Consider the following 19,693-nt stretch of genomic DNA (forward strand, 5'->3'; position numbering starts at 1 on the left):
ATTGACTGCCGAAATCTTACGATCGTAGCAGTCCCCAGGCAACATGCCTGCGAGTCATCCGCCACGGCATCACCGAACCGATCCCCACACACGCAAGACGCGATCTCCATGAATCAACTGGATGCTTTTCGGGAACAGGGCGATGTCATTTGGAACCTTGCTAACTTGTTGCGTGGCCCGTATCGGCCGCCGCAGTATCGGCGGGTGATGATTCCGTTGACGGTGCTGCGCCGGTTGGATTGCGTGCTCGCCGACACGCGAGAGGATGTGCTCAAGCAGTATGAGAGTCTGAAGAAGCAAACCAAAACGAAGGATGGCGAAACGGTTCCGAAGTACGACGCCGAGACGATTGAAAAGACCATCAATCGAAAGTTCGGGCTGACGTTTCACAACACGACCGAGTTCACGTTTGAGAATTTGTTGGGCGATCCCGACAAACTGGCCGCGAACCTGACCAGATTCATCGCGGGGTTCTCGTCACGAGCTCGCACGATTCTTGAAAAGTTCAAGTTCGAGGAAGAAATTGAAAAACTCGACGACGCGAACCGTCTGTTCGAGATCGTCAAAGAAATTAGCAAAGTGGATTTGCACCCGGACAAGATTCCCAACATCGCGATGGGATACGTGTTCGAGGACTTGGTGCGGCGGTTCAACGAGCAAGCCAACGAGGAGGCGGGGGATCACTTCACGCCTCGCGAAGTGATCAAGCTGATGATCAACGTGTTGTTCACGCACGACGATCTGGTCTACACCGAAGGCAAGGTCATTCAAATCTATGACCCGACGTGCGGAACCGGTGGAATGTTGTCGGAATCGGAGAAGCTGATCGTTGATCCGGAAACGGGGCTCAACCCGAGCGCGAACCTGGAACTGTTCGGTCAAGAATACAACCCCGAATCGTACGCCATCTGCGGCAGCGATTTGATGATCAAGGGCGAGGACGTCACCAACATCGCATTCGGCGACACGCTGGGCACGGGACGGCCTAAAGAAGGCACTGTTGATGGCGACGGGCATCCGGATCAGCGATTTCACTACATGCTGGCTAATCCTCCGTTCGGCGTGGAATGGAAACCGGAAAAGAAGCACGTCACCAAGGAGCACGATGAGTTCGGGTTCAGCGGGCGGTTTGGACCGGGATTGCCGCGAATCAACGACGGTGCGTTGCTGTTCCTGCTGCACATGATTTCCAAGATGCGGCCGGTCGGCAAACTCGATGACGGAAGCGATGGTGAGGGGTCACGGATCGCGATCGTGTTCAACGGATCGCCGCTGTTTACCGGGGACGCCGGTGGTGGCGAGAGCAACATTCGCCGCTGGATCATCGAGAACGACATGCTCGAAGCGATCGTCGGGATGCCGGATCAATTGTTCTACAACACCGGCATCTACACCTACGTCTGGATCGTCACCAACCGTAAACGCGAAGGTCGACGCGGCAAGGTGCAACTGATCAACGGGACGGACTTCGCTTGGAAGATGACCAAGAGTCTGGGCGACAAGCGGAAACGCATTGGTGACGGCAGTGAAGGTTCTGACGATCACATCGCGATGTTGACAAGGCTGTACGCCGAATTCGAGCACGACGCGCGGATAACGTTGGGCGAGATCGGCACGAATGTCGATCCGGGTCGCGATCAGACAAAGAGCAGGTTCGTCAGCAAGATTTTTGACAACCGCGATTTCGGCTATTTGAAAATCACCGTGGATCGCCCGCTGCGATTGAATTTCACCATCAACCCGCAGCGGATCGAACGGTTCACGCAAACGAGTGCGTTTGAGTCGCTGGCGATTTCCCGCAAGCGAAAAGACAAAGCGACGAAGCAGAAAGAAGTGCTTGAAGGCAAGCAAGCTCAAGCGGCGATCCTCGACGTGTTGGAATCGCTGCGAGATCAATTCTCCGGCGATCGGCTGATCAAGGACCGCGACGAGTTTGCGGCACTTCTCGATGAAGCGTTCGAGGCGGCCGACTTGTCGCTCGACGCACCGATCCGAAATGCGTTGTTGTCACCGGGCAGCTTGGGCGAGAAAGACCCGACCGCTGAGCCGTGTTTGGACAGCAAGGGGAACCCCGAACCGGACGCCGATTTGCGAGACACCGAGAACGTGCCGTTGCCGCCGGACATCAGCTTGCCGTTGCCGCTGGACTACAAGGGCAAGGGAAAGAGCAAGACCGCCAAGCCCGACGTCAGCGAGTTGCTGAAACTGGTACGCGATCATTGCGAAGCGTATCTCGCAAAGGAAGTGTTGCCGTACCGCGACGACGCTTGGATCGACCACTCGAAGATCAAGCTCGGCTACGAAATCCCATTCAATCGGCATTTCTACGAGTATGAAGAGCCACGATCGCTGAAGAAAATTGAGAAGGAGATCAAAGGGCTTGAGAAAGAGATCATGGCGATGCTCAAGGAAGTTGTCTGATGGATCTGCAAAGTTACGGGAAGTACAAGACAACCGAGCAGACGCTGATGCGGTCAATACCGCACCACTGGGATGTTCAAAAGCTCAAGTTTCACGTCTGCAAAGTTGGCAGTGGCGTGACACCAAAAGGCGGTGCAGAATCGTACGACCTTTCTGGAATACCTCTCCTGCGAAGTCAAAACGTTCACTTCGATGGTTTGAGACTTGATGACGTTGTCTTCATTGACGAAGACGTTCATGCGAGCATGAGCAACAGCAAGGTCGCGGATGGTGACGTTTTGCTGAACATTACGGGCGCCTCAATAGGTCGCTGTACTTTCGTCACAAAGTCACTTGGCGAAGCAAACGTAAATCAACATGTGTGCATCGTCCGCCCTGAAGACTCAATGTCCACTCGGTTTCTCTGCTATGTACTCAGTTCTGATATCGGCCAAGAACAAATCGAATTGGAGCAAAGCGGAAGTGGCCGAGAGGGGTTGAATTTTTCGTCTTTGAAGAACTTTTGGATTCCATTGGTGAGCGACGAGGAACAGCGGCAGATCTCGGATTTCTTGGATTGGAAGACGGGTCAGGTTGACCGTTTGATTGCGAAGAAGCGTTCGTTGTTGGCGGCGCTCGCGGAGCAGCGGATGGCCGTGATCACTTCGGCGGTCACCCGCGGCCTCGACCCCACCGCCCCGCTCAAAGACTCCGGAATCCCCTGGCTCGGAAAAGTACCCAAGCATTGGGAGGTGATGAAATTCGGCTACCAAACACGTGTGAAAGAAGGTCAGGTCGATCCGGAAATCGAACCTTACATCGACCGACCATTGATCGCGCCGAATCATATCGAGTCCAACACAGGTCGCGTTTATGAGCTGGAGTCGGCACGGGACCAGGGAGCGATAAGCGGCAAATACGAAGTCGCCAACGGAGACATCGTTTACAGCAAAATCCGTCCCCACTTAAACAAGTGCTGTTTGGCAACCTTTGACGGTCTTTGCAGTGCTGACATGTATCCAATTCAACCATCGGAGAAAATGGATTCGCGCTTCCTGTTGTATTGGATACTCGGAAGACCCTTCCTCGACTACGCCGTCCTGAATTCGATGAGGGTCGCGATGCCGAAACTCAACCGGGACACACTGTCGGCCGCTCCGCTGGTCGTTCCGCCGTTAGTCGAACAGTCCGAAATTGGAAAGTTCCTTGAAGCGGAAACCAATCAGGTGGACGGACTTGTCGCAAAGACGGAACAAGCCATCGACCGTCTGACCGAATACCGCACGGCCCTGATCACAGCGGCGACGACCGGCAAGATCGACGTGCGGGACGTCGAGATCCCGAATTGAGCCTGACTGGTTGGAGTGGTAAAAGCGAAGAATAACAAAGAATTGCGCCCACCGTCGATCGTTTTGGAGCCTTACCTTTCAACGACTCAGGAGGTCGACGAATGACAGAAGAAAACAACCGATCCAAGATCACATTCGCGCTCGTCTCGATCATCGCGGCAGCAGTGGTCGGGTTTATTTTTGCGAGGTACGAAGGCTGGCTCGATGCAGGCGAACTGCACAGTGACGTCGCCTACCAAATCGAAACGCCCAGCATGGGCCGCAGTAAGTTGCTGATGAATGTTCAACTGACCAACAACACCGACGAGACGATCACGACCACGGAAGTTCGATTCCGTTTGCGATCCGAAGGAAAGGTGCTGCGGGACGCGGCCCAAACGGCTGCGATGACTATTTCGGAAGAATTGAACGTGATTCTTCCCAACGTGACGCCTGGCCAAACGATGGAAATTCGCGAAGAGTTTCGGCACGTCATGAAGGCGGGCGATGACGACTGGAGTCGCTGGACGATCCACCCGCCACGCGGCGTTCAGTGGAAAGGCACCATGACGGTTCAGCCATTCTTGGTTCACAGCGGCGGTGAGCTTCCGCTACCGCCCTTCGATCTGCCGATCGAACCCTGGAAGCCGCAAGACGGCATGATCCTGGACTTGCCCAATGATCCCGAAGCGATGATCGAGTCCATCACCAAGGGCAATGGTGTGATCGAGATGTGAGTTTGGAAGCGACGGTGCGATCAATGATCGGCCGGAGTCTCGTCGATCGTGTCGGTTTGCCGAATCGTGATGCTGTCGAAATCCCAACGCTGCATTGGTTCGAGATCTTCCAGGGTGGTTTCGCTCCGGAACTTCACCTCACATTCACTGACGTTGATGCCATCACAGCTTTGTAGCAATGCCCGGAATTTTTTGCCCAGCTCGATGGTTGCGTCAAAAAGATCATCGTCTGCGGCAGCTTCATCCGCCGCGATGCAAAGAATGATTGCGTTGTAATCCTGATCGTCGGGAAGTTCCTTTGCCGTGACCTGGATGTGGATTTCGTGAAAGTGGCCGGGGTCTTTTTGAAGGAGCTTCTTAATTTCCCCGTCGGTCTTTCGCCCGATCCGCTCGTTGAATGCGTTGGGGAATGCGGCGCGGTAGTACTTTCGCGAAACCCAGCGGACCAGCAATTTGACGTTGCCCGATTCCAGAGTCTGCTCGCTTGGAGCAAACTTGCAAAACTGCGATCGAGGAATGGTTTTGCGATCACGGGTACGAAACGCAAATGATTGGACTAGCGAATCATCGCGCAAATGAAGTTCTCGTGCGTTCTTGCTCCAAGTGTAGCCCTTGTTGGGCTTGTCGACGTGTCTCGCGAAAACGACTTCGACTTTCGGTTCGCCAGACAAGTCGTGATGCACGAGATCGCAATCCTGGGTGAGCACGCACCAGACACCGGGTTCCTGCTTCGCGGGCAGTAAGCGTTTCGCGACGAGGTGATCCACCATCGAGTCAGGGAGCAATGATCCCTGTCGCCACTTTGCATTTTCAATTTGCGAGGCGTCGAAAGTGGGCGGATCGCTGTCGACCGCGCAGCCATCATCGAACGTTTGCTGCAGCCATCGTCCGAACCTCGCCAATCGTTTCACTCTTGCTCCGTCCTGTGGAGTCAGTCATTTGTGAGTCGTCGACCCGACTCAATATCACGGACCAAATCCGAATCGGGGTGCGGTTTGGTCGGCAATCCGTGTTTTGCCGAAAGATCTTTCATTGAAGGCGGCTTTCTCGCGGGCGGTAGCTTCGCGAGTGCCAACAAGTGATTTTCAATTTCGTCGTTGTCGAGTTCTTCGCTTTTCAACAACGCAAACAATGTCGTCCCATTCCCGTCAAATGCATGTCGTAGTTGACGGTGAAGGGGTCGGCCGCTGAGCTCATTCCATCGCTGGGATATCTGATGAAGAAAGGAGATGCGTTCTAGATTGTGTGGATGCGGTTGAGAATCACCGCGGAGCCAAGAATAAATTGTCGGTCGTTTGACGTCCAGGATGACGGACAGCTCGGTAATGCTGAGCGAAAGGCTTGAACGAACGTCCGCAACCGCAGCGGCGACATCGGTGACGGAAGTCTTGGTCGGCAACACAGCAGGACGGAGTTGCTCGCGAACTCGATCCATATTCTCCACGATCGTTGCTCGTGTACGATCTATTGCTCTCCGCCAACGGTTCGATTCGGCCTCTGCGACGACAAAGTCTGCCGGCTCGCTCGCACCGGTCCCGACATTGAAGTAGATATTGTCGTAGTCAAGGCGACGTGATTGCCGGTTGCTATGGCGAATCTGCTGCAAGCGATCGAGGACGCTCCAGTCGCTGTAATCGAGCCTGTCCCAACCGGGCGAATTACTTTCGGGCCGCTCGACGATCTGTTCGCTATTGGGCAATGTGATTCCTAGTCCAGTCGCAGGCACGACGGGAACCATCAACGCAAGTGCGATCTTAGAATTGCGGCGTTCAAGCGTGGCGTTCATGACTGCTTTCTCCAACACTCACGGGCAAAATCGGTCACCGACTGCTTGAACGCACGTGACGTGAACCGATGGAGTTTCCAGAGGATATCTTTGAGGTCATCAAATTCAATGGCATCACCGTCGGATGTCGTGTTGTCAATATCGAGCAAACGATACGACTCTTTTTCGTCCGGCTTATTCGAAAACTTCATGCCTTGGATTTGTAGATCCGGTGGCAGGAAGTCAGCACCAACCATGTCGAGACAGCGAATGGTCAAGACGCCCATGTCCGTTTGACTTCGCGTCATCGTCTGGGTCTGGCTTGCCTCGCATTCCAATTCATCGGCCGACAAGCCGCGAAGTCCATCGGCAACTAGCTGGCTGGGGTTGCCACCGTCAATTTCTCTTAAAAGGTTGAGGTACCGGATTCCGACCTGCTCGGCGAACGATGGGCTGGCAATTTTTTGAAGCTCGTCGACCAGACTTACCAGCCGATCTTGAAATGCCTCAAAGCGTTCGTACTCGCTGGTTGCCAAGACAATGAAGTCTTGCGTCAAGAACACCGACTCGGTTCGGTTTCGATTCCGAAAAACCCATCGCGTCACATCGGTCGTCGTAATCTTCGGGCCGAAATGGACTTGCTGAACCTTCTCTTCATCGAATCTTTCGAGACCGACGTGCCGCATAGTTTCTTGAAGGTCATCGACCATCTCCGGCATCTTGCGGACGGGGGCGAAGCGAACTTGGCCGATTACCAACGCCAACGGCGGGCGAGCAAGTTCGTCGATCGGGTCGTGGCGAGTCACGGTGCTTTTTCTCCCTTAGCTGCGTGGCTTTTGAAAAGACTTTACAATAAACTTTACACCACCGAACAGGGCAGGGTTCGGTTTTTTCCGGCGGAGAGACGGGTTTTGGCTGCCGCTGCCGTTGCAAATCCCGCAAATCGCCCCGACCACCGACGAACTACGCTCCGCGCTGTCGAGATCAAGTCCCATGAAAAAACACACCGAGGCCCGATTCGAGGATGCGATCGTCGTGGAGCTTTGCCGGCCGGTAACGGACGGAGGCGGCGGATTCGAGTTTGTTGACTACAACGCGGGGCCGGACAAGGATCGGTTCGATCGTTCGCGGGGGATTGACCCTTCTCAGGTGATTCAATTCATTGCCGCGACGCAACCGAAACCGTGGGCCGGACTGAAGGCGATCCACGGCGATGACACTGAGCGGTTGCTGATCGAACATCTGTGCAAGGAACTGGACACGAAAGGTGTTTTGAAAGTTCTTCGGCAAGGTTTCAAGTGTTACGGAAAGAAATTCCGCGTCGCGATCTTCGCGCCCAGCAACGCGATGAACCCGGACACGCTGGCGGCCTACGCAGAGAACCAGTGGAGCGTCACTCGGCAACTCTTCTACAGCACATCGAACAACAAGTCGCTCGACTTGGTGCTGCTGCTCAACGGATTGCCGCTAGTCACCGCCGAACTGAAGAACCCGCTTTCGGGCCAAACGGTTCAGCACGCGATCAAGCAATACAAAAAGGATCGCGATCAAAACGAACTGATCTTTGCGTTCAAGAAGCGTTCGTTGGTTCATTTTGCGGTCGACCAGGATGCCGTGTTCATGACGACGCGGCTGAGCGGCGACAAAACGTTTTTCTTGCCGTTCAATCTCGGCGATCGCCATCACGCGGGCAATCCGCCGGCCGAAGATGGTGGCTATCGCACGGCGTATCTGTGGCGGGAGGTCTGGCAGCGGGACAGCTTGCTGGACATCGTCGGGCGATTCATGCACTTGCAGGTCAGCGAGAAGCGAATTTTGACGTCATCGGGCATCAAGAGCATCACAACCGAGTCGATGATCTTCCCGCGATACCATCAACTTGATTGTGTTCGCAGGATGGTCGCCAGCGCACGAGAGCATGGACCGGGGAAGAATTACCTCATTCAGCATTCAGCGGGATCGGGAAAGTCGAACTCGATCGCGTGGTTGGCTCACCGTCTGTCGTCGCTTCACAACGCCGCCGACCAGCGAGTCTTTGATAGCGTGATCGTGGTGACGGATCGACTGGTCCTCGATCAACAGTTGCAGAACACGATCTACCAGTTCGATCACAAACAGGGAGTGGTCGAGAAGATCGACGAAGACACTAAGCAATTGGTGAAAGCGCTCGCGGGTGGCACGCCGATCGTGATCACGACGCTGCAGAAGTTTCCGTTCGTTGCCGAAACACTTGAAAAACTTCGCGAAGAGAGTCTACCGGGACTGAACATCTCGACAAAGGATCGCAACTTCGCTGTCATCGTCGACGAGGCACACAGCTCGCAGTCAGGCGAATCGGCAATGGAGTTGAAAGGAATTCTGAACGCGGAACAGATCGCCGAGGACGCTGCCGCCTATGCTGCCGCTCACGGACTGGATGACGACGACGAGGATGACGCCGATCACTTAGCAGGAGTCGTCCGCGAAATGATGAAGCGAGGCAAACAGCCGAACTTGAGTTTCTTCGCGTTCACGGCGACACCCAAATTCAAGACGAAGATCGTGTTTGATGAGCCGGGTAGCACTGGCCAATCACCGTTTCACCTCTACACGATGCGTCAGGCAATCGAAGAGCGGTTTATTTTGGATGTGTTGTTGAACTACACCACGTTTGAGACTTACTTTCGGATTGTTCAAGCGTCTGAAGACGACCCGAATGTGCAGCGAAAGAAGGCTGCTCGTGCGCTTGCACGGGCGTTGAGCTTGCACGAATACAACTTGACGATGAAGACGGAAGTGATGGTCGAGCACTTTCGGACGCACGTCAAACACAAGATCGGTGGTCGGGCCAAGGCAATGGTGGTCACCGAATCACGGTTGCACGCAGTCCGCTACAAGCAGTCGTTTGATCGGTACATCCAATCGAAGGGCTACCAAGACATCCGCACGCTGGTGGCGTTCTCGGGAACGGTTGATGATCCGGATGCACCCGGCAAGTCGTACACGGAAGTCGGCATGAATGAGGGCATCAAGGAATCGGAATTGCCGAAGCAGTTCGACACCGATCAGTATCAAGTTTTGTTGGTGGCCGAAAAATATCAAACCGGTTTCGATCAACCACTGTTGCACACGATGTACGTTGACCGGAAGCTAAGCGGCTTGCGAGCCGTTCAAACGTTGTCGCGACTGAATCGAACATGCAGCGGCAAAGAAGACACATTCGTTTTGGATTTTCGCAACAAGCCCGAGGAGATCTACGCAGCGTTCAAGCCCTACTACGAGGACACGCCAACCGAACCGATCACTGACGCTCAGCATCTGTATCGGTTGCAGCATCAGATTGAAGAAACGGGGTTATTCGATGAGGCGGAAGTCACCCAGTTTTGCAAAATCTATTTCCAACCCAAGCGGAAGGAGACGGTTAACGACCAGGCGCAGATGAGCGGCGTGCTGAATCTTGCGGTTGAACGATTCAAGGCGAAGGCCGAAGAGGACCAAGAAGAAACCAAAGCGTTGCTCGTCAACTTCCGCAACCTCTATGGGTTCCTATCGCAGGTGCTTCCTTACCAGGACTCCGACCTGGAACAGTTGGCCACCTATCTGCGTTTCTTACTGACGAAGTTGCCCAAGCGAGAAACGGGACCGGCATACCATTTGGGCGACGAGATTGATTTGCAGTACTACCGGTTGCAGAAAATCAGTGATGGCAGCATTGATTTGGACACCGGCGACGCCAGTCCGCTCAAGGGGCCATCCGATGTAGGGACGGGCCGCGACGATGAGCAGATTCGGCTATCGGAATTGATCACGCTCTTGAACGAACGATTCGGGACAAATTTCACGCAGGCAGATCAGCTTTTCTTTGATCAGATCGAAGAAGAAGCGGTCGAGAACGAGGATCTTCAAAAAGCCGCCGCTGCCAACTCGAAAGAGGATTTTCGTGGTGTGTTTGAAAAGTCGTTCGAGGGTCTCGTGATTGACCGCATGGAAGGCAACGAAGAAATCTTCGATCGACTGATGAGCGACGATGAGTTCCGCAAGATCGCGTTGGAGCACTTGTTGTCAAAGGTCTACTCCAACCTGAAGCAAGAACCACCAACGCAGTCGTAGGTGGCGTGCCTCGCGGCTCACTTACCTCTTCATTTATGTTCGATCCACCGACAAGAGAATGACATGCGAATCCTCACGTTTCTTTTGATTTACATCGGGATTGCTAGTCAGTCGATCGTGGTGCGTTCGGAAGAGGTGGCGTCGACGAAGATCACGTCCCCACTCCGTTTGCATCCCAACGACGCATTCGATCGAATTCAGCAATTGCATTCCGAAGCGACACCCATCTTGGTTGCACAGGGCGAGCTGGACAAATTAATCGACTGCAAAGGCGGTGGGGCGTGTCCCATTTCGGCGGCATTGATTGCTTCGCAGGGAGTGCGGGTGATGGCAGGGTTGCCGGTTGATTCGCAACCGCATCGGACTGCGCTTCGCGTGTTTCAAGATAAACCGGAGTTGCTTCTTGGGCGGATCAGCAACGATCGCATGGTGATTTTGCTGGCTTACGTTTGTGAAAGTTTGGACAATATACCAGTCGCGATTTCGACGGTTTCCGCGCCGAATAGTCCTCATGCGGCGCTGGGGCCGAAATGGTCGGAGACCGATGGGCCGGACCTTTCGACATCGCCTGGGGGGTTGAAAGTTCTCGCTTACACAGTGACGACGGCCGACGGCACGGTTCGTGGACGTCACTTCGTTTTACTGAAGACGAACGAGGGCGGGCGGCTGAACTTTATCGACCCCGGCAAACCACTGAAGAAACGAATGTTCGACGTGGAGTATCGCGGTGTGCCATCGGCCACGAAGCGTCAGGTGTTCTTCCAGGTTCCTGATGGATTGGACAAGTCGGGCCAGACCTACGAGTTGAACACCATCTTCTCGGTGCGTTTGCTGGTCGAAGATCCGAACGATTCGTCTGACAGCGAGTCGCGGGTGGAGGCGATGAAAGTCAATATCGACAACCTCGCGGAACGATTGCGAGCAAGCGACGAATTGACGTCGCCGATTGCTTGGCGGCGTGCAGGAGCGGCGTTCGGATTGCCCGGCGTTGATATGCCGGCCAGTGTCGGTGGCGGAGAGTACTCGGTCGCTGAATCGCTCGAACTGTTCCGGCACGCGGGCCGCATCAACTTGAATCTTCGAGATGTGGTCGGTGGAGCCCATGGTCGACCGCTGGCACAAGCGTCTACGCAGATCGCAGACGAGGTGCTGAACAAGCTGGTTGCCGGCGAGGCGTATGTTGCGGTCTCGATCACCGAACCGCTGGCAGGGTCGAACCCGAAGGAGATGCAGAGCAAGGCAGTTCGCTACGAAGGCGGTTTCAAACTTACAGGTCGCAAGTTGTGGAATGCTCGCTTGCGACAGGCGACTCACGTTGTTCTGTACACGCAGGCGGCCAATGGAAACGAACGTGAATTCTCCGCATTCCTCATTCCGATCGACCATCCCGGTTTAAAAATTGTCGACCGATACGCTCATGGACTGACTGGCAATTCGTTCGGCGGTCTCGAGTTCGACGACATGTTCGTCAGCCAAGACCATCTGATCGGCAAAGACGGCGAAGGCTGGAAAATCTTCACCAAACACTTTCAATATTGGCGGTTGATGCAGGCCGCCGCGGCGATTGGATGTGGCGAAGCTGCGCTCGACCAACTGGCTGAGCGATTAAAAACACGTGATGCGTTTGGAGGTCCGATCGGTCGATTCAGTCACCTGCAACAACCACTTGGCGAGCACACCACCAAGTTGCGAATGGCGATGGCGTTGGCACGGGAAGCGGCGACGTTGCTCGATGACGGCAATTACAAGGCGGCTACTTCGTTGATTGACGGCTTAAAAGCGGAGGGCGTCGAGATTGCATTGTCGGCCTGCGACGCCGCCATGCGTGCCCACGGCGCGATGGGCTACAGCCGAGACGTGGACCTCGGTGACCGGGTCCGTGATCTGATGGGGCTGCGAATCGCAGACGGAACGACCGACGTGATGCGAATGTCCGTCGTCAAAAATGTTTACGGGTCAGAGCTTTGGGTCATGGCGGTATACGGAAAGCCGGCGAACGACGAAACCGAAATGGAATTGTTTGCTCCCGAAACTGCTGAGGTGCGCGATGATGAATAAGACAGGAAGCAGGATCTGGAACGTAAGAGCTGATCGAAGCATCGTGCTAGCAATGCTCTTGGTCGGGATTGCGACCTCCACAGGTTGCGAAAATGTGATCCCACCACCACCCGATGAACGACACCGACCGAGGCCAGCGATTGATGACAGAATCGACATCGACGAACGCGACCGACGCCCCATCCCCGGCCCCGTCGAAGGTTACCGGTAACCGTTGGACCGTTAGCGGGGTTGTCCTAACCAACCTAGCGATTGCCGCGGCGGCTGGCTTCTTCGCTCACCGAGCGTGTGGAGACACCGGATGGCTATTCGGTTGGTTGATCGGCGCGTCGCAATCAAGCGTCACGAACACGGTTGTGCCGCTGATTTTGGCAATCATCACCGGCACCTTGTTTACGCTTGTCGCCAAGGCCATCGAAAAGATTCCCGCTGAGCGGATCTGGTGGTCTCTGTTTGCGGTCGCAGCGTTGTCGTACCTAACCATGATCTTCGTCGGGCGAACCGTCGACGGACTTCGCGAGGGCGTCGAGGTCCGCATGGAAGCTGAGAAGGGATCGGACGCCAGCGACGCAAAATGATCGGTATTTTGCCGAGCAACGTCACGATGCCTGAACTCAATTCTTGAAAACCTGTCGCTAACGCAGCCGGTGTGTCGCTCCTGCCGCGATCTTGTCAGTGGCCTTCTTAACCGTCACGAAAAGTTTGTTCCGGCGGGGTGGACCAAACGTGTCACGGGGGTGGGCTTCAATGCTCGGACTGACATTTGATAGCAAAGTTTTGCGTTGGGGGATTGTCCGGGTCAGGTGGACATGCCTAGGATGACTTTCGGTGCAAAGTACGCACTTCATTTTTGTCGTTTGCCGGGCCGGTTGGTTCGGCGTGGCGACGGGGGTGTTGTTGGGTCGGTCATGGGTGGCCGCCGTTTTCGTTTGGAGATTGGGAATATGAGTGAATGGATTTGGTTGCCTCGTTTTTCGGGGGCGGTGCGGTGAAAAAGGCGGTTCAAAAGAAACGGACGACGACGGATTTTGGCGCTCGGCTGCGTGAGAAACGGCTGGCGAAGCAGATCACGTTGCGGAAGTTCGCGACCATGATCGGTGTGTCGTCGACGTACCTGTCGCAGGTCGAACAGGGACGGTACGACCCGCCGACGGCGGATCGGGTGCGGCAGATCGCGGAGATCCTGGGCGAGGACGTGGATCTGTGGATCGGGCTCGCCGACCGTGTGCCGGAGGACATGGAGGAGATTGTCAAAGAGCATCCCAAAGAGATGCCGGAACTGATGCGGGCGGCTCGGGGTTTGACGCCCGAACAATTCGCCAAACTTCAACAAACCATCGGACGCATGAGAGCAAAGGTGAAGTGACCATGGTCGTGGATTTACTGGCACAGGGAATTGACGTGCCCGAACTTTCGCCCGAAACGATCGCTGCGATGGCCAGCGAAGTGCTGGCGGATTACGAGCGGATGGTCGGTGCGAGCAACGAGGCTCCGATCGAAGTCGTGGATATCGCGACCAGTCTGCTGGGGTTGGAGTTTGCGTTTGCGGATTTGCAAACGGAGTTCGAGGATCGCATCCATGGGGTGCTGTACACACGCCGGCGGCTGATTCACATCGACACGGAACTGGATCCCGATCGGTGTCCAGCGATGACACCGCGGTTCAACTTCACGCTTGGGCATGAAATCGGGCATTGGGTTTTGCACCGGCACTTGTTCATTGACGACGACGGCCATCCGTTGGTGTTCGATGACGACAGCTCGCCCGACATCATCTGCCGTTCAACGGGTCGGCGGCCGTTGGTCGAACGACAAGCCGACGCGTTCGCGGGGTGTCTGTTGATGCCGGAACCGTTGCTGCGTCAAACATGGAAATGGTTTGTCGGTGGCGACGGGCCGATCAACGATTCGGAAATGAAGAAATCTTCGCCGAAGGTCGATCCGAATCGAATCTCGTTCATTGATGGTGATGATGAGCGAGCGACGGATCCGAAGCGACTATTGCGAGAAGCGTTCTGCGAACCTTTGGCGGCGAAGTTCATCGTTTCTCAGGAAGCGATGCGGATTCAATTGGAAACACTGGGACTGTTCTCAGAGTAGAGGGGGACTTGCGGAGCGGTCGGCTTCGCGGGGTTGTGAACGCTTCCGCGTTGGGGGCGTTATTTTTTCAAAGCACATAAAGTGCTTACCTTGCACAGACTTTTCGGGAGAGTGGAAGCTATGAGTTCAGGGGGATTCAATCCGAGGACGGTGTTGCGGCAGACGACCAACGGGTTACTGGATGAGTTATTCGGGCGAATGGAAGTGCCCATGCGGTTGAATTGGTCGGACCTCGCAGAGATGGACGTTGACCCGATGTTTGAAGCGTATCAGTCGCTTGATGACCACGATCACGACCGTGCCGAAGTGATGTTGCGCGACCTTCATCTGATGACCGGCGAAGAAGCTCAGCGGGTTGTGTTTCAGCAGATCAAGCAAGCCAAGATGGATGACTTGCTGGCGGAACTGGAACAACTGGAAAGCCGTTACGATTGTGCCGCGATCGCTTATTTGGAAGCACCGCAGGCGTACCAAGCGGCGATGCGTTTTTCCAATGCCGACCGTGTGATCGGTGGTCGGTCATCGCAGCGGCGAGTCGATGTGCCGGCGGCGAAACCGCGGACTTCGCCGGAGGCACTCAATGCGTTTGCCAATGCGATCTCCGCGTACTACTCGGCGAGGCAGGGACGAGGTCGGCATTGCTACGTCGAGTACTCGATGCGGCGTCCGGGGCTGCATTATCTGTTCGTCAGTTTGGACGATTACCGGCAGACGTTCTTGAAACTGGTCGACGGCAAACATCGGTTTGAACGTCAGTGTGAGACGCATGCGTTCGAGAACGTGTTCGTGTATGACGAAACGAACCACTACTTCGACATCTACGCCAAAGGTGGCAAGGAAGTGCATGCGGCATTGCAGCCGATCTTGGCTCGCGAGTTCCTCGGCGTGCATTTGCCACCCGAAGACCCAGCGGCCGAACCATTCATGTTGGGCCGAATCCTGGATCCGTCGTTTCTGTTTCCGACCATGCCACAGGACGCGATCAAAGAGGTGATGGTGACTTCGGCTCGCATCAAGATTCGTGGTGCCAAGGCGGGAGCGACGTTCGAGCCGAACAATGAATACGGCGCGAGGTCGCTGCAACGATTCATTGATTGCTTCATTCGCGAAGACAATCTGCCGCGCGCGTTGATGGAGCTGCGACGTGTCGAGTTGCGATTTCAAATGGCTGCTGGCGATGACTTTTCGCTTGCGATCACGAAGCCGAATCGCAGCACGCTGAAACAGTTGACCAACGTGCAACGGGTGTTGGCGGAAAAGTACCTCGCTTATTGGGGAGTCACGCATGCAGTCGATACCGACGCTGCTTCAGCTGCTTGAATGCGATTGGGCCGATACGGCGAGGTTGATGCGAAGTGAGCTGCGGTCCATCGCAGGTGAAGACGCGGCAACGAAGCTGGAATCGTTGGGCGTGATCTCGCCGGCAACGCCGAGCAACCAAGTGGATGGGTCGTGCGATTTTTGCGCGTCGCATGACGTCGTTCAAAACGGCGACGGCGACGATGCGGAGTTCCACGAGGTGTGTCCGTACGGAGAGGGCGGTCCGATCGACGCGGCGGAGTTGCAGACGTGGGCCGTCGATCCGGTGGGCATCGCCAATGTCCTTGCCAGGGCGGTCGAAGCCGGACAAATCGCCGAACCGCTCTTGCCCAATGCGGCTTGGCGGATCGGTGACGTGTCGATCGGCGGCGAGCCGTTTTCGGTGGTGTTCGCGACGCGTCGGGGTGCGTCTCAGTTGGCCGATCGCCGGGAAGCGTCACGGATGATCGCGATCGGCCATGGTTTGTCGGCCGATGCGTTCGCCGGGACGCTGACTTTGGCGGAGGCGTTTGCGTTCACGTCGGATAGCGTCGAGTTGCGACCGAATCGACTGCGGCAAGCGATTCCCTTGTCCACCGAGCGTCCCGGCAACGCGTTCTATCGCAAGGGTCAGGTATGGGTGGTTCGTTTCAACGGCGAAGAGACGTTTTTGGAAAACAATGTCGGGCCGTTATACATCGCTCGGTTGTTGGCGACGCCTCATCAACCTGTGCCCGCCATCACTTTGTTGGCCAGTCGCATCGGGATCGACGAACAGAGGTTGATCGGGTCGTCGGGTGAATTGGCGGACCAGCAATCCGTCGATGAGTGCCGGCAGCGTTACCGAGATCTGATGTTGGAAATCGAGGAAGCTCGATCGAACAATGACCTCGGCAACTTGGAACGGTTGCAGGTCGAAGAAGATGCGTTGACGACCCACTTCGCATCCGTGTTGGGCAAGGGTGGCAAGCGTCGCGAGGTCGGCGATGTGATCAAGATCAGCAAGTCCGTTTCCATGGCCATTCGGCGAACCATCGACGTCTTGGAAACCGAGCTGAAACCGCTGGCCGACCATCTGAACGATGCGGTAACCCGCGGCGTCGCTCCCATTTACTCGCCGCGTTGTGAGCCAGATTGGTTGGTGTGAGTGATGCACCGATCAAATGATTGTTTTTTACTTGAACTTCAGAATTGGAATTGAATTGATGAAACTTCGAGAACGTATCCAGACGGCATTGAAGCAGGAAAAAGGAATTCGGCTGACAGCGGCCGACGTGCAGGCGCTCGCTTCGCTTCACAACATCGGGTTTCCTGCGAAGCGACAATACCGCCGCAAGCCGTCACCGTCGAAAGAACCGATGAAGGGCAAGGAACGCCACATCTATCAGGGAGACTTGGACAGCGTCGTGGCGATCGACAACGCAGTTGCCGAACATCCTTGGAGCAAGGATGAGTATCTAAAGCGAATCCACGATCCGGACATCCGTGGCCGAGTGATCGAACTTCCCGGACGCGGCCGGCGTCCGCGGGCGGTGGTGGCTGCGGTGATCTACGAACGTCCTCGCAACCGATCATGGATCCAAATTGAACGGATCGTGGTGGAGCCGAAGTACCAGTTGCGGTCCTTCGGCCGGCAACTGATCGCGTTGCTGCAATCAGATTTACGTTTTGGCCGATTGACGCACATTGAGATGCACGTCGACGAGAGCAATCTTTCGCTGTTGCTGTTTCTCCGTGCCGTCGGCTTCACGGCACTCGATGTTAGTCATGGCGAGGTGTTGATGTCGTACTACTGGGACAGCCATCCACGTCCATTCCACGAACCGGAGCTCGACCCGCCGCGTCAGCGTGAAGAATCCGACTGGAAGTCCTCGATCTACGACGATGGAGAAAGTGGCGACGCGAAAGTTTAAGAACTTTCTTCCGGTAACTCCAAATGTGACCGGGTAACTCGAAATGTAGCGGCACGTCTTCGCTGTGAGGATGTGACGCTTCGATCCCCTCGCCGGCCGCCCGTGATTCGTGACTGATGATGTCGCGACGCGGTTTCTGTTGCGGTCTTCGGCGAGCGACGCGTCACTCAGATGCCTCCAGCCGGAGACAACGATGAGTGAAGCGACTCAATCCGGCCAAGCGACCGAGCCGAAGCCACTTGGCGAAGACATTCTGACCAAGTTCGCGTTTACCCAAGCCAAGGTCAAAGGCGAACAACTGGCCCCGCGCCCCGAATTCGCGGACTGCGATCCGGAAGACATCGCCCAAGAATTGCTGATGTACCTGATCCAGAAAGCGGACCAGTTCGATCCGTCGCGATCCGGACTGAACACGTTCATCAACCGCGTGTTGGATTCGGGCGTTCGTGAATTGTTGCGTGCGAAGAAACGGCAAAAGCGACATCCGCGCGACGCCGACATCGAAATTCAATCGTTCGAGGCGACGGTCGACACATGCGACGAAACGTTCGCGAATCTGGGCGACGAGGTGTCTCGCGAGGACCTGAATCGACGCACCCGCGGCGGCTACATCGACCAGTACTCGGAGGTCGATGAACGGGACGCGATCGAGGTGGCGATGTCGCGATTGACGCCAGAGATGCGGCAAATCGTGTTGTTCATGGCCGACCATTCGCTGACCGAAACGCGACGTGAATTCGGGCTCACTCGCCCCCAATTCAACAAGCATCGGGCGATGTTGCAAAAGCATTTCCGAAAGTTCGATGCGGGTTTTTTCTGGGAATAGCGGACACGTTTTTCAAAACACGGCATAGGTAACCTGAGACGGCCTATGGGTCGTTGACACTTTCCACCGCCCCATCGAATCAGGTTTCTATGACTGGATTGGACATTGAACGACGCGTCGCCATTTCATTGGCGGTCGGCCGTTACTTGCGATCGGCCGACCGCTTCAACGACGCCTCGAAAGATTTCACCGGAGCGTGCCGATCGCTCCGCAAGCAACTCGGACCGGAACAACGATTCGTTGTCCAAGTTGATTTCAAACATTACCTCGTGACCAGCGATCGCGATGGCAATTTTGACATCGAGCCGATCGCTTCGCTGTGATCGGCCGTGTTTTGATTCATCGACCTATCTACCTAACTATCTGATTTTGGAGTCCTGAAAAAGAATGACCAGTTTGCTTGAAACCATCCAGTCGGGTCGGCAATCGAAGCCGCCTCGTGTGTTGCTTTACGGTGTCGAAGGCATCGGTAAGTCGACATTCGGCAGCGAAGCCCCCAAACCCGTGTTCATTCAGACCGAAGACGGCTTGGATGAAATTGAATGCGATCGCTTTCCGCTCGCGACCAAGTTCGATGAAGTGCTCGCGGCGCTGAAAACGCTCGTTAATGAGAAGCACGATTTCGAGTCCGTTGTGATCGACTCGCTCGATTGGCTCGAACGTCTCGTCTGGGACAAGTTGTGCCAGCAATACGGCGTCGAGTCGATCGAAAAGGTCGACGGCGGGTACGCCCGTGGCTACATGCACGCATTGTCGTTGTGGCGAGAGGTGTTGGACTTGCTCAACGTGTTGCGATCGCGAGGCATGGTGGTCGTGTTGATCGCCCACTCGAAAGTCGAGCGCTTTGAAGATCCCGAGTCTTCTCCGTACGACCGCTATTCGCCGCGTCTGCACAAGCACGCGGCGGCGCTCATCAAAGAATGGTGCGACGCGGTGTTGTTTGCCACTCGCAAAATGCGAACGCAAACCGAGGATGGTGGATTCAATCGCAAACGCACGATCGCTCATGCGATTGGCAAGGACGGCGGCGAGCGGGTGATGCGTGCTTACGGATGCCCGTCGTGCGTGGCCAAAAATCGTTACGGCATCACGGACGAGTTGCCTTTGTCGTGGCCGGCGTTTGTCGGTGCGATGGCGAACTGATTCAGCCCGCTGCTGAACTTTCTTTCTATTTTCAA

General features: G+C 55.5%; 17 protein-coding genes. 14 read left to right on the forward strand and 3 right to left on the reverse strand.

Going from position 1 to position 19,693, the window contains the following annotated elements:
• The first annotated feature begins 108 nt into the window (after positions 1 to 108).
• The 3 genes from SH139x_RS08965 to SH139x_RS08975 all read left to right on the forward strand — a co-directional run bounded on the left by SH139x_RS08965 (position 109) and on the right by SH139x_RS08975 (position 4,465).
• Entirely contained in the window at positions 109 to 2,421 is a 2,313-nt protein-coding gene (locus SH139x_RS08965; RefSeq protein WP_488354931.1) for a type I restriction-modification system subunit M, read from the forward strand.
• A complete protein-coding gene (locus SH139x_RS08970) occupies positions 2,421 to 3,749 on the forward strand; it encodes a restriction endonuclease subunit S (RefSeq protein ID WP_488354932.1) in 1,329 nt (442 codons plus the stop codon). The genes SH139x_RS08965 and SH139x_RS08970 overlap by 1 nt, the downstream gene beginning before the upstream one ends.
• Positions 3,750 to 3,850: 101 nt before the next feature.
• Positions 3,851 to 4,465: a hypothetical protein gene (locus SH139x_RS08975; protein ID WP_488354933.1), complete on the forward strand. Its 615-nt coding sequence runs from the start codon at positions 3,851 to 3,853 to the stop codon at positions 4,463 to 4,465.
• Positions 4,466 to 4,485: 20 nt separating this feature from the next.
• Here SH139x_RS08975 and SH139x_RS08980 read toward each other — a convergent pair whose 3' ends face one another.
• The 3 genes from SH139x_RS08980 to SH139x_RS08990 are packed head-to-tail and all read right to left on the reverse strand — an operon-like array spanning position 4,486 to position 7,036.
• A complete protein-coding gene (locus tag SH139x_RS08980) occupies positions 4,486 to 5,376 on the reverse strand; it encodes a hypothetical protein (RefSeq protein WP_488354934.1) in 891 nt (296 codons plus the stop codon).
• A gap of 20 nt (positions 5,377 to 5,396) precedes the next feature.
• Complete coding sequence (locus SH139x_RS08985; RefSeq protein ID WP_488354935.1) at positions 5,397 to 6,251, reverse strand: helix-turn-helix domain-containing protein; 855 nt, start codon at positions 6,249 to 6,251, stop codon at positions 5,397 to 5,399.
• Entirely contained in the window at positions 6,248 to 7,036 is a 789-nt protein-coding gene (locus SH139x_RS08990) for a TIGR04255 family protein (protein WP_488354936.1), read from the reverse strand. The genes SH139x_RS08985 and SH139x_RS08990 overlap by 4 nt, the downstream gene beginning before the upstream one ends.
• A 187-nt stretch (positions 7,037 to 7,223) precedes the next feature.
• On the opposite strand from SH139x_RS08990, the gene SH139x_RS08995 reads away from it, so the two are divergent.
• The 11 genes from SH139x_RS08995 (at position 7,224) to SH139x_RS09045 (ending at position 19,658) form a co-directional block, all read left to right on the forward strand.
• Entirely contained in the window at positions 7,224 to 10,319 is a 3,096-nt protein-coding gene (locus tag SH139x_RS08995) for a type I restriction endonuclease subunit R (RefSeq protein ID WP_488354937.1), read from the forward strand.
• 63 nt (positions 10,320 to 10,382) lie between these two features.
• Positions 10,383 to 12,377 (forward strand): acyl-CoA dehydrogenase family protein, encoded by a 1,995-nt coding sequence (locus tag SH139x_RS09000; RefSeq protein ID WP_488354938.1) that lies wholly within the window; start codon positions 10,383 to 10,385, stop codon positions 12,375 to 12,377.
• A 113-nt stretch (positions 12,378 to 12,490) separates the two neighbouring features.
• Positions 12,491 to 12,955, forward strand: coding sequence for a hypothetical protein (locus tag SH139x_RS09005; RefSeq protein ID WP_488354939.1), 465 nt, complete (start codon positions 12,491 to 12,493; stop codon positions 12,953 to 12,955).
• Between the two features lie 374 nt (positions 12,956 to 13,329).
• The gene (locus SH139x_RS09010) at positions 13,330 to 13,743 is read left to right on the forward strand and encodes a helix-turn-helix domain-containing protein (RefSeq protein ID WP_488354940.1); all 414 of its coding nucleotides are present in this window, start codon (positions 13,330 to 13,332) and stop codon (positions 13,741 to 13,743) included.
• Between the two features lie 2 nt (positions 13,744 to 13,745).
• Positions 13,746 to 14,477, forward strand: a complete 732-nt coding sequence (locus tag SH139x_RS09015; protein ID WP_488354941.1) for an ImmA/IrrE family metallo-endopeptidase — start codon at positions 13,746 to 13,748, stop codon at positions 14,475 to 14,477.
• A gap of 120 nt (positions 14,478 to 14,597) precedes the next feature.
• Positions 14,598 to 15,797, forward strand: coding sequence for a hypothetical protein (locus tag SH139x_RS09020; RefSeq protein ID WP_488354942.1), 1,200 nt, complete (start codon positions 14,598 to 14,600; stop codon positions 15,795 to 15,797).
• Positions 15,763 to 16,923 (forward strand): hypothetical protein, encoded by a 1,161-nt coding sequence (locus tag SH139x_RS09025; protein ID WP_488354943.1) that lies wholly within the window; start codon positions 15,763 to 15,765, stop codon positions 16,921 to 16,923. Before SH139x_RS09020 ends, SH139x_RS09025 begins: the two co-directional genes overlap by 35 nt.
• 58 nt (positions 16,924 to 16,981) lie before the next feature.
• Positions 16,982 to 17,689, forward strand: coding sequence for a GNAT family N-acetyltransferase (locus SH139x_RS09030; protein WP_488354944.1), 708 nt, complete (start codon positions 16,982 to 16,984; stop codon positions 17,687 to 17,689).
• Positions 17,690 to 17,882: 193 nt separating this feature from the next.
• Positions 17,883 to 18,515 (forward strand): RNA polymerase sigma factor, encoded by a 633-nt coding sequence (locus SH139x_RS09035; RefSeq protein WP_488354945.1) that lies wholly within the window; start codon positions 17,883 to 17,885, stop codon positions 18,513 to 18,515.
• Positions 18,516 to 18,604: 89 nt separating this feature from the next.
• A complete protein-coding gene (locus tag SH139x_RS09040) occupies positions 18,605 to 18,838 on the forward strand; it encodes a hypothetical protein (RefSeq protein WP_488354946.1) in 234 nt (77 codons plus the stop codon).
• A gap of 64 nt (positions 18,839 to 18,902) precedes the next feature.
• The gene (locus SH139x_RS09045) at positions 18,903 to 19,658 is read left to right on the forward strand and encodes an ATP-binding protein (RefSeq protein WP_488354947.1); all 756 of its coding nucleotides are present in this window, start codon (positions 18,903 to 18,905) and stop codon (positions 19,656 to 19,658) included.
• Positions 19,659 to 19,693: the final 35 nt, after the last annotated feature.

Origin of the sequence: Kothea flammea (assembly GCF_052161645.1) — a bacterium.
Taxonomy (GTDB): domain Bacteria; phylum Planctomycetota; class Planctomycetia; order Pirellulales; family Pirellulaceae; genus Laterigemmans.

What these genes read in the sequence shown, in the direction of transcription:
- SH139x_RS08965 (WP_488354931.1), top strand. Translation starts at nt 109, where the DNA reads ATGAATCAACTGGATGCTTTTCGGGAACAGGGCGATGTCATTTGGAAC.
- SH139x_RS08970 (WP_488354932.1), top strand. Translation starts at nt 2,421, where the DNA reads ATGGATCTGCAAAGTTACGGGAAGTACAAGACAACCGAGCAGACGCTG.
- SH139x_RS08975 (WP_488354933.1), top strand. Translation starts at nt 3,851, where the DNA reads ATGACAGAAGAAAACAACCGATCCAAGATCACATTCGCGCTCGTCTCG.
- SH139x_RS08985 (WP_488354935.1), bottom strand. Translation starts at nt 6,251, where the DNA reads ATGAACGCCACGCTTGAACGCCGCAATTCTAAGATCGCACTTGCGTTG.
- SH139x_RS08995 (WP_488354937.1), top strand. Translation starts at nt 7,224, where the DNA reads ATGAAAAAACACACCGAGGCCCGATTCGAGGATGCGATCGTCGTGGAG.
- SH139x_RS09000 (WP_488354938.1), top strand. Translation starts at nt 10,383, where the DNA reads ATGCGAATCCTCACGTTTCTTTTGATTTACATCGGGATTGCTAGTCAG.
- SH139x_RS09005 (WP_488354939.1), top strand. Translation starts at nt 12,491, where the DNA reads ATGAACGACACCGACCGAGGCCAGCGATTGATGACAGAATCGACATCG.
- SH139x_RS09010 (WP_488354940.1), top strand. Translation starts at nt 13,330, where the DNA reads ATGGATTTGGTTGCCTCGTTTTTCGGGGGCGGTGCGGTGAAAAAGGCG.
- SH139x_RS09015 (WP_488354941.1), top strand. Translation starts at nt 13,746, where the DNA reads ATGGTCGTGGATTTACTGGCACAGGGAATTGACGTGCCCGAACTTTCG.
- SH139x_RS09020 (WP_488354942.1), top strand. Translation starts at nt 14,598, where the DNA reads ATGAGTTCAGGGGGATTCAATCCGAGGACGGTGTTGCGGCAGACGACC.
- SH139x_RS09025 (WP_488354943.1), top strand. Translation starts at nt 15,763, where the DNA reads ATGCAGTCGATACCGACGCTGCTTCAGCTGCTTGAATGCGATTGGGCC.
- SH139x_RS09030 (WP_488354944.1), top strand. Translation starts at nt 16,982, where the DNA reads ATGAAACTTCGAGAACGTATCCAGACGGCATTGAAGCAGGAAAAAGGA.
- SH139x_RS09035 (WP_488354945.1), top strand. Translation starts at nt 17,883, where the DNA reads ATGAGTGAAGCGACTCAATCCGGCCAAGCGACCGAGCCGAAGCCACTT.
- SH139x_RS09040 (WP_488354946.1), top strand. Translation starts at nt 18,605, where the DNA reads ATGACTGGATTGGACATTGAACGACGCGTCGCCATTTCATTGGCGGTC.
- SH139x_RS09045 (WP_488354947.1), top strand. Translation starts at nt 18,903, where the DNA reads ATGACCAGTTTGCTTGAAACCATCCAGTCGGGTCGGCAATCGAAGCCG.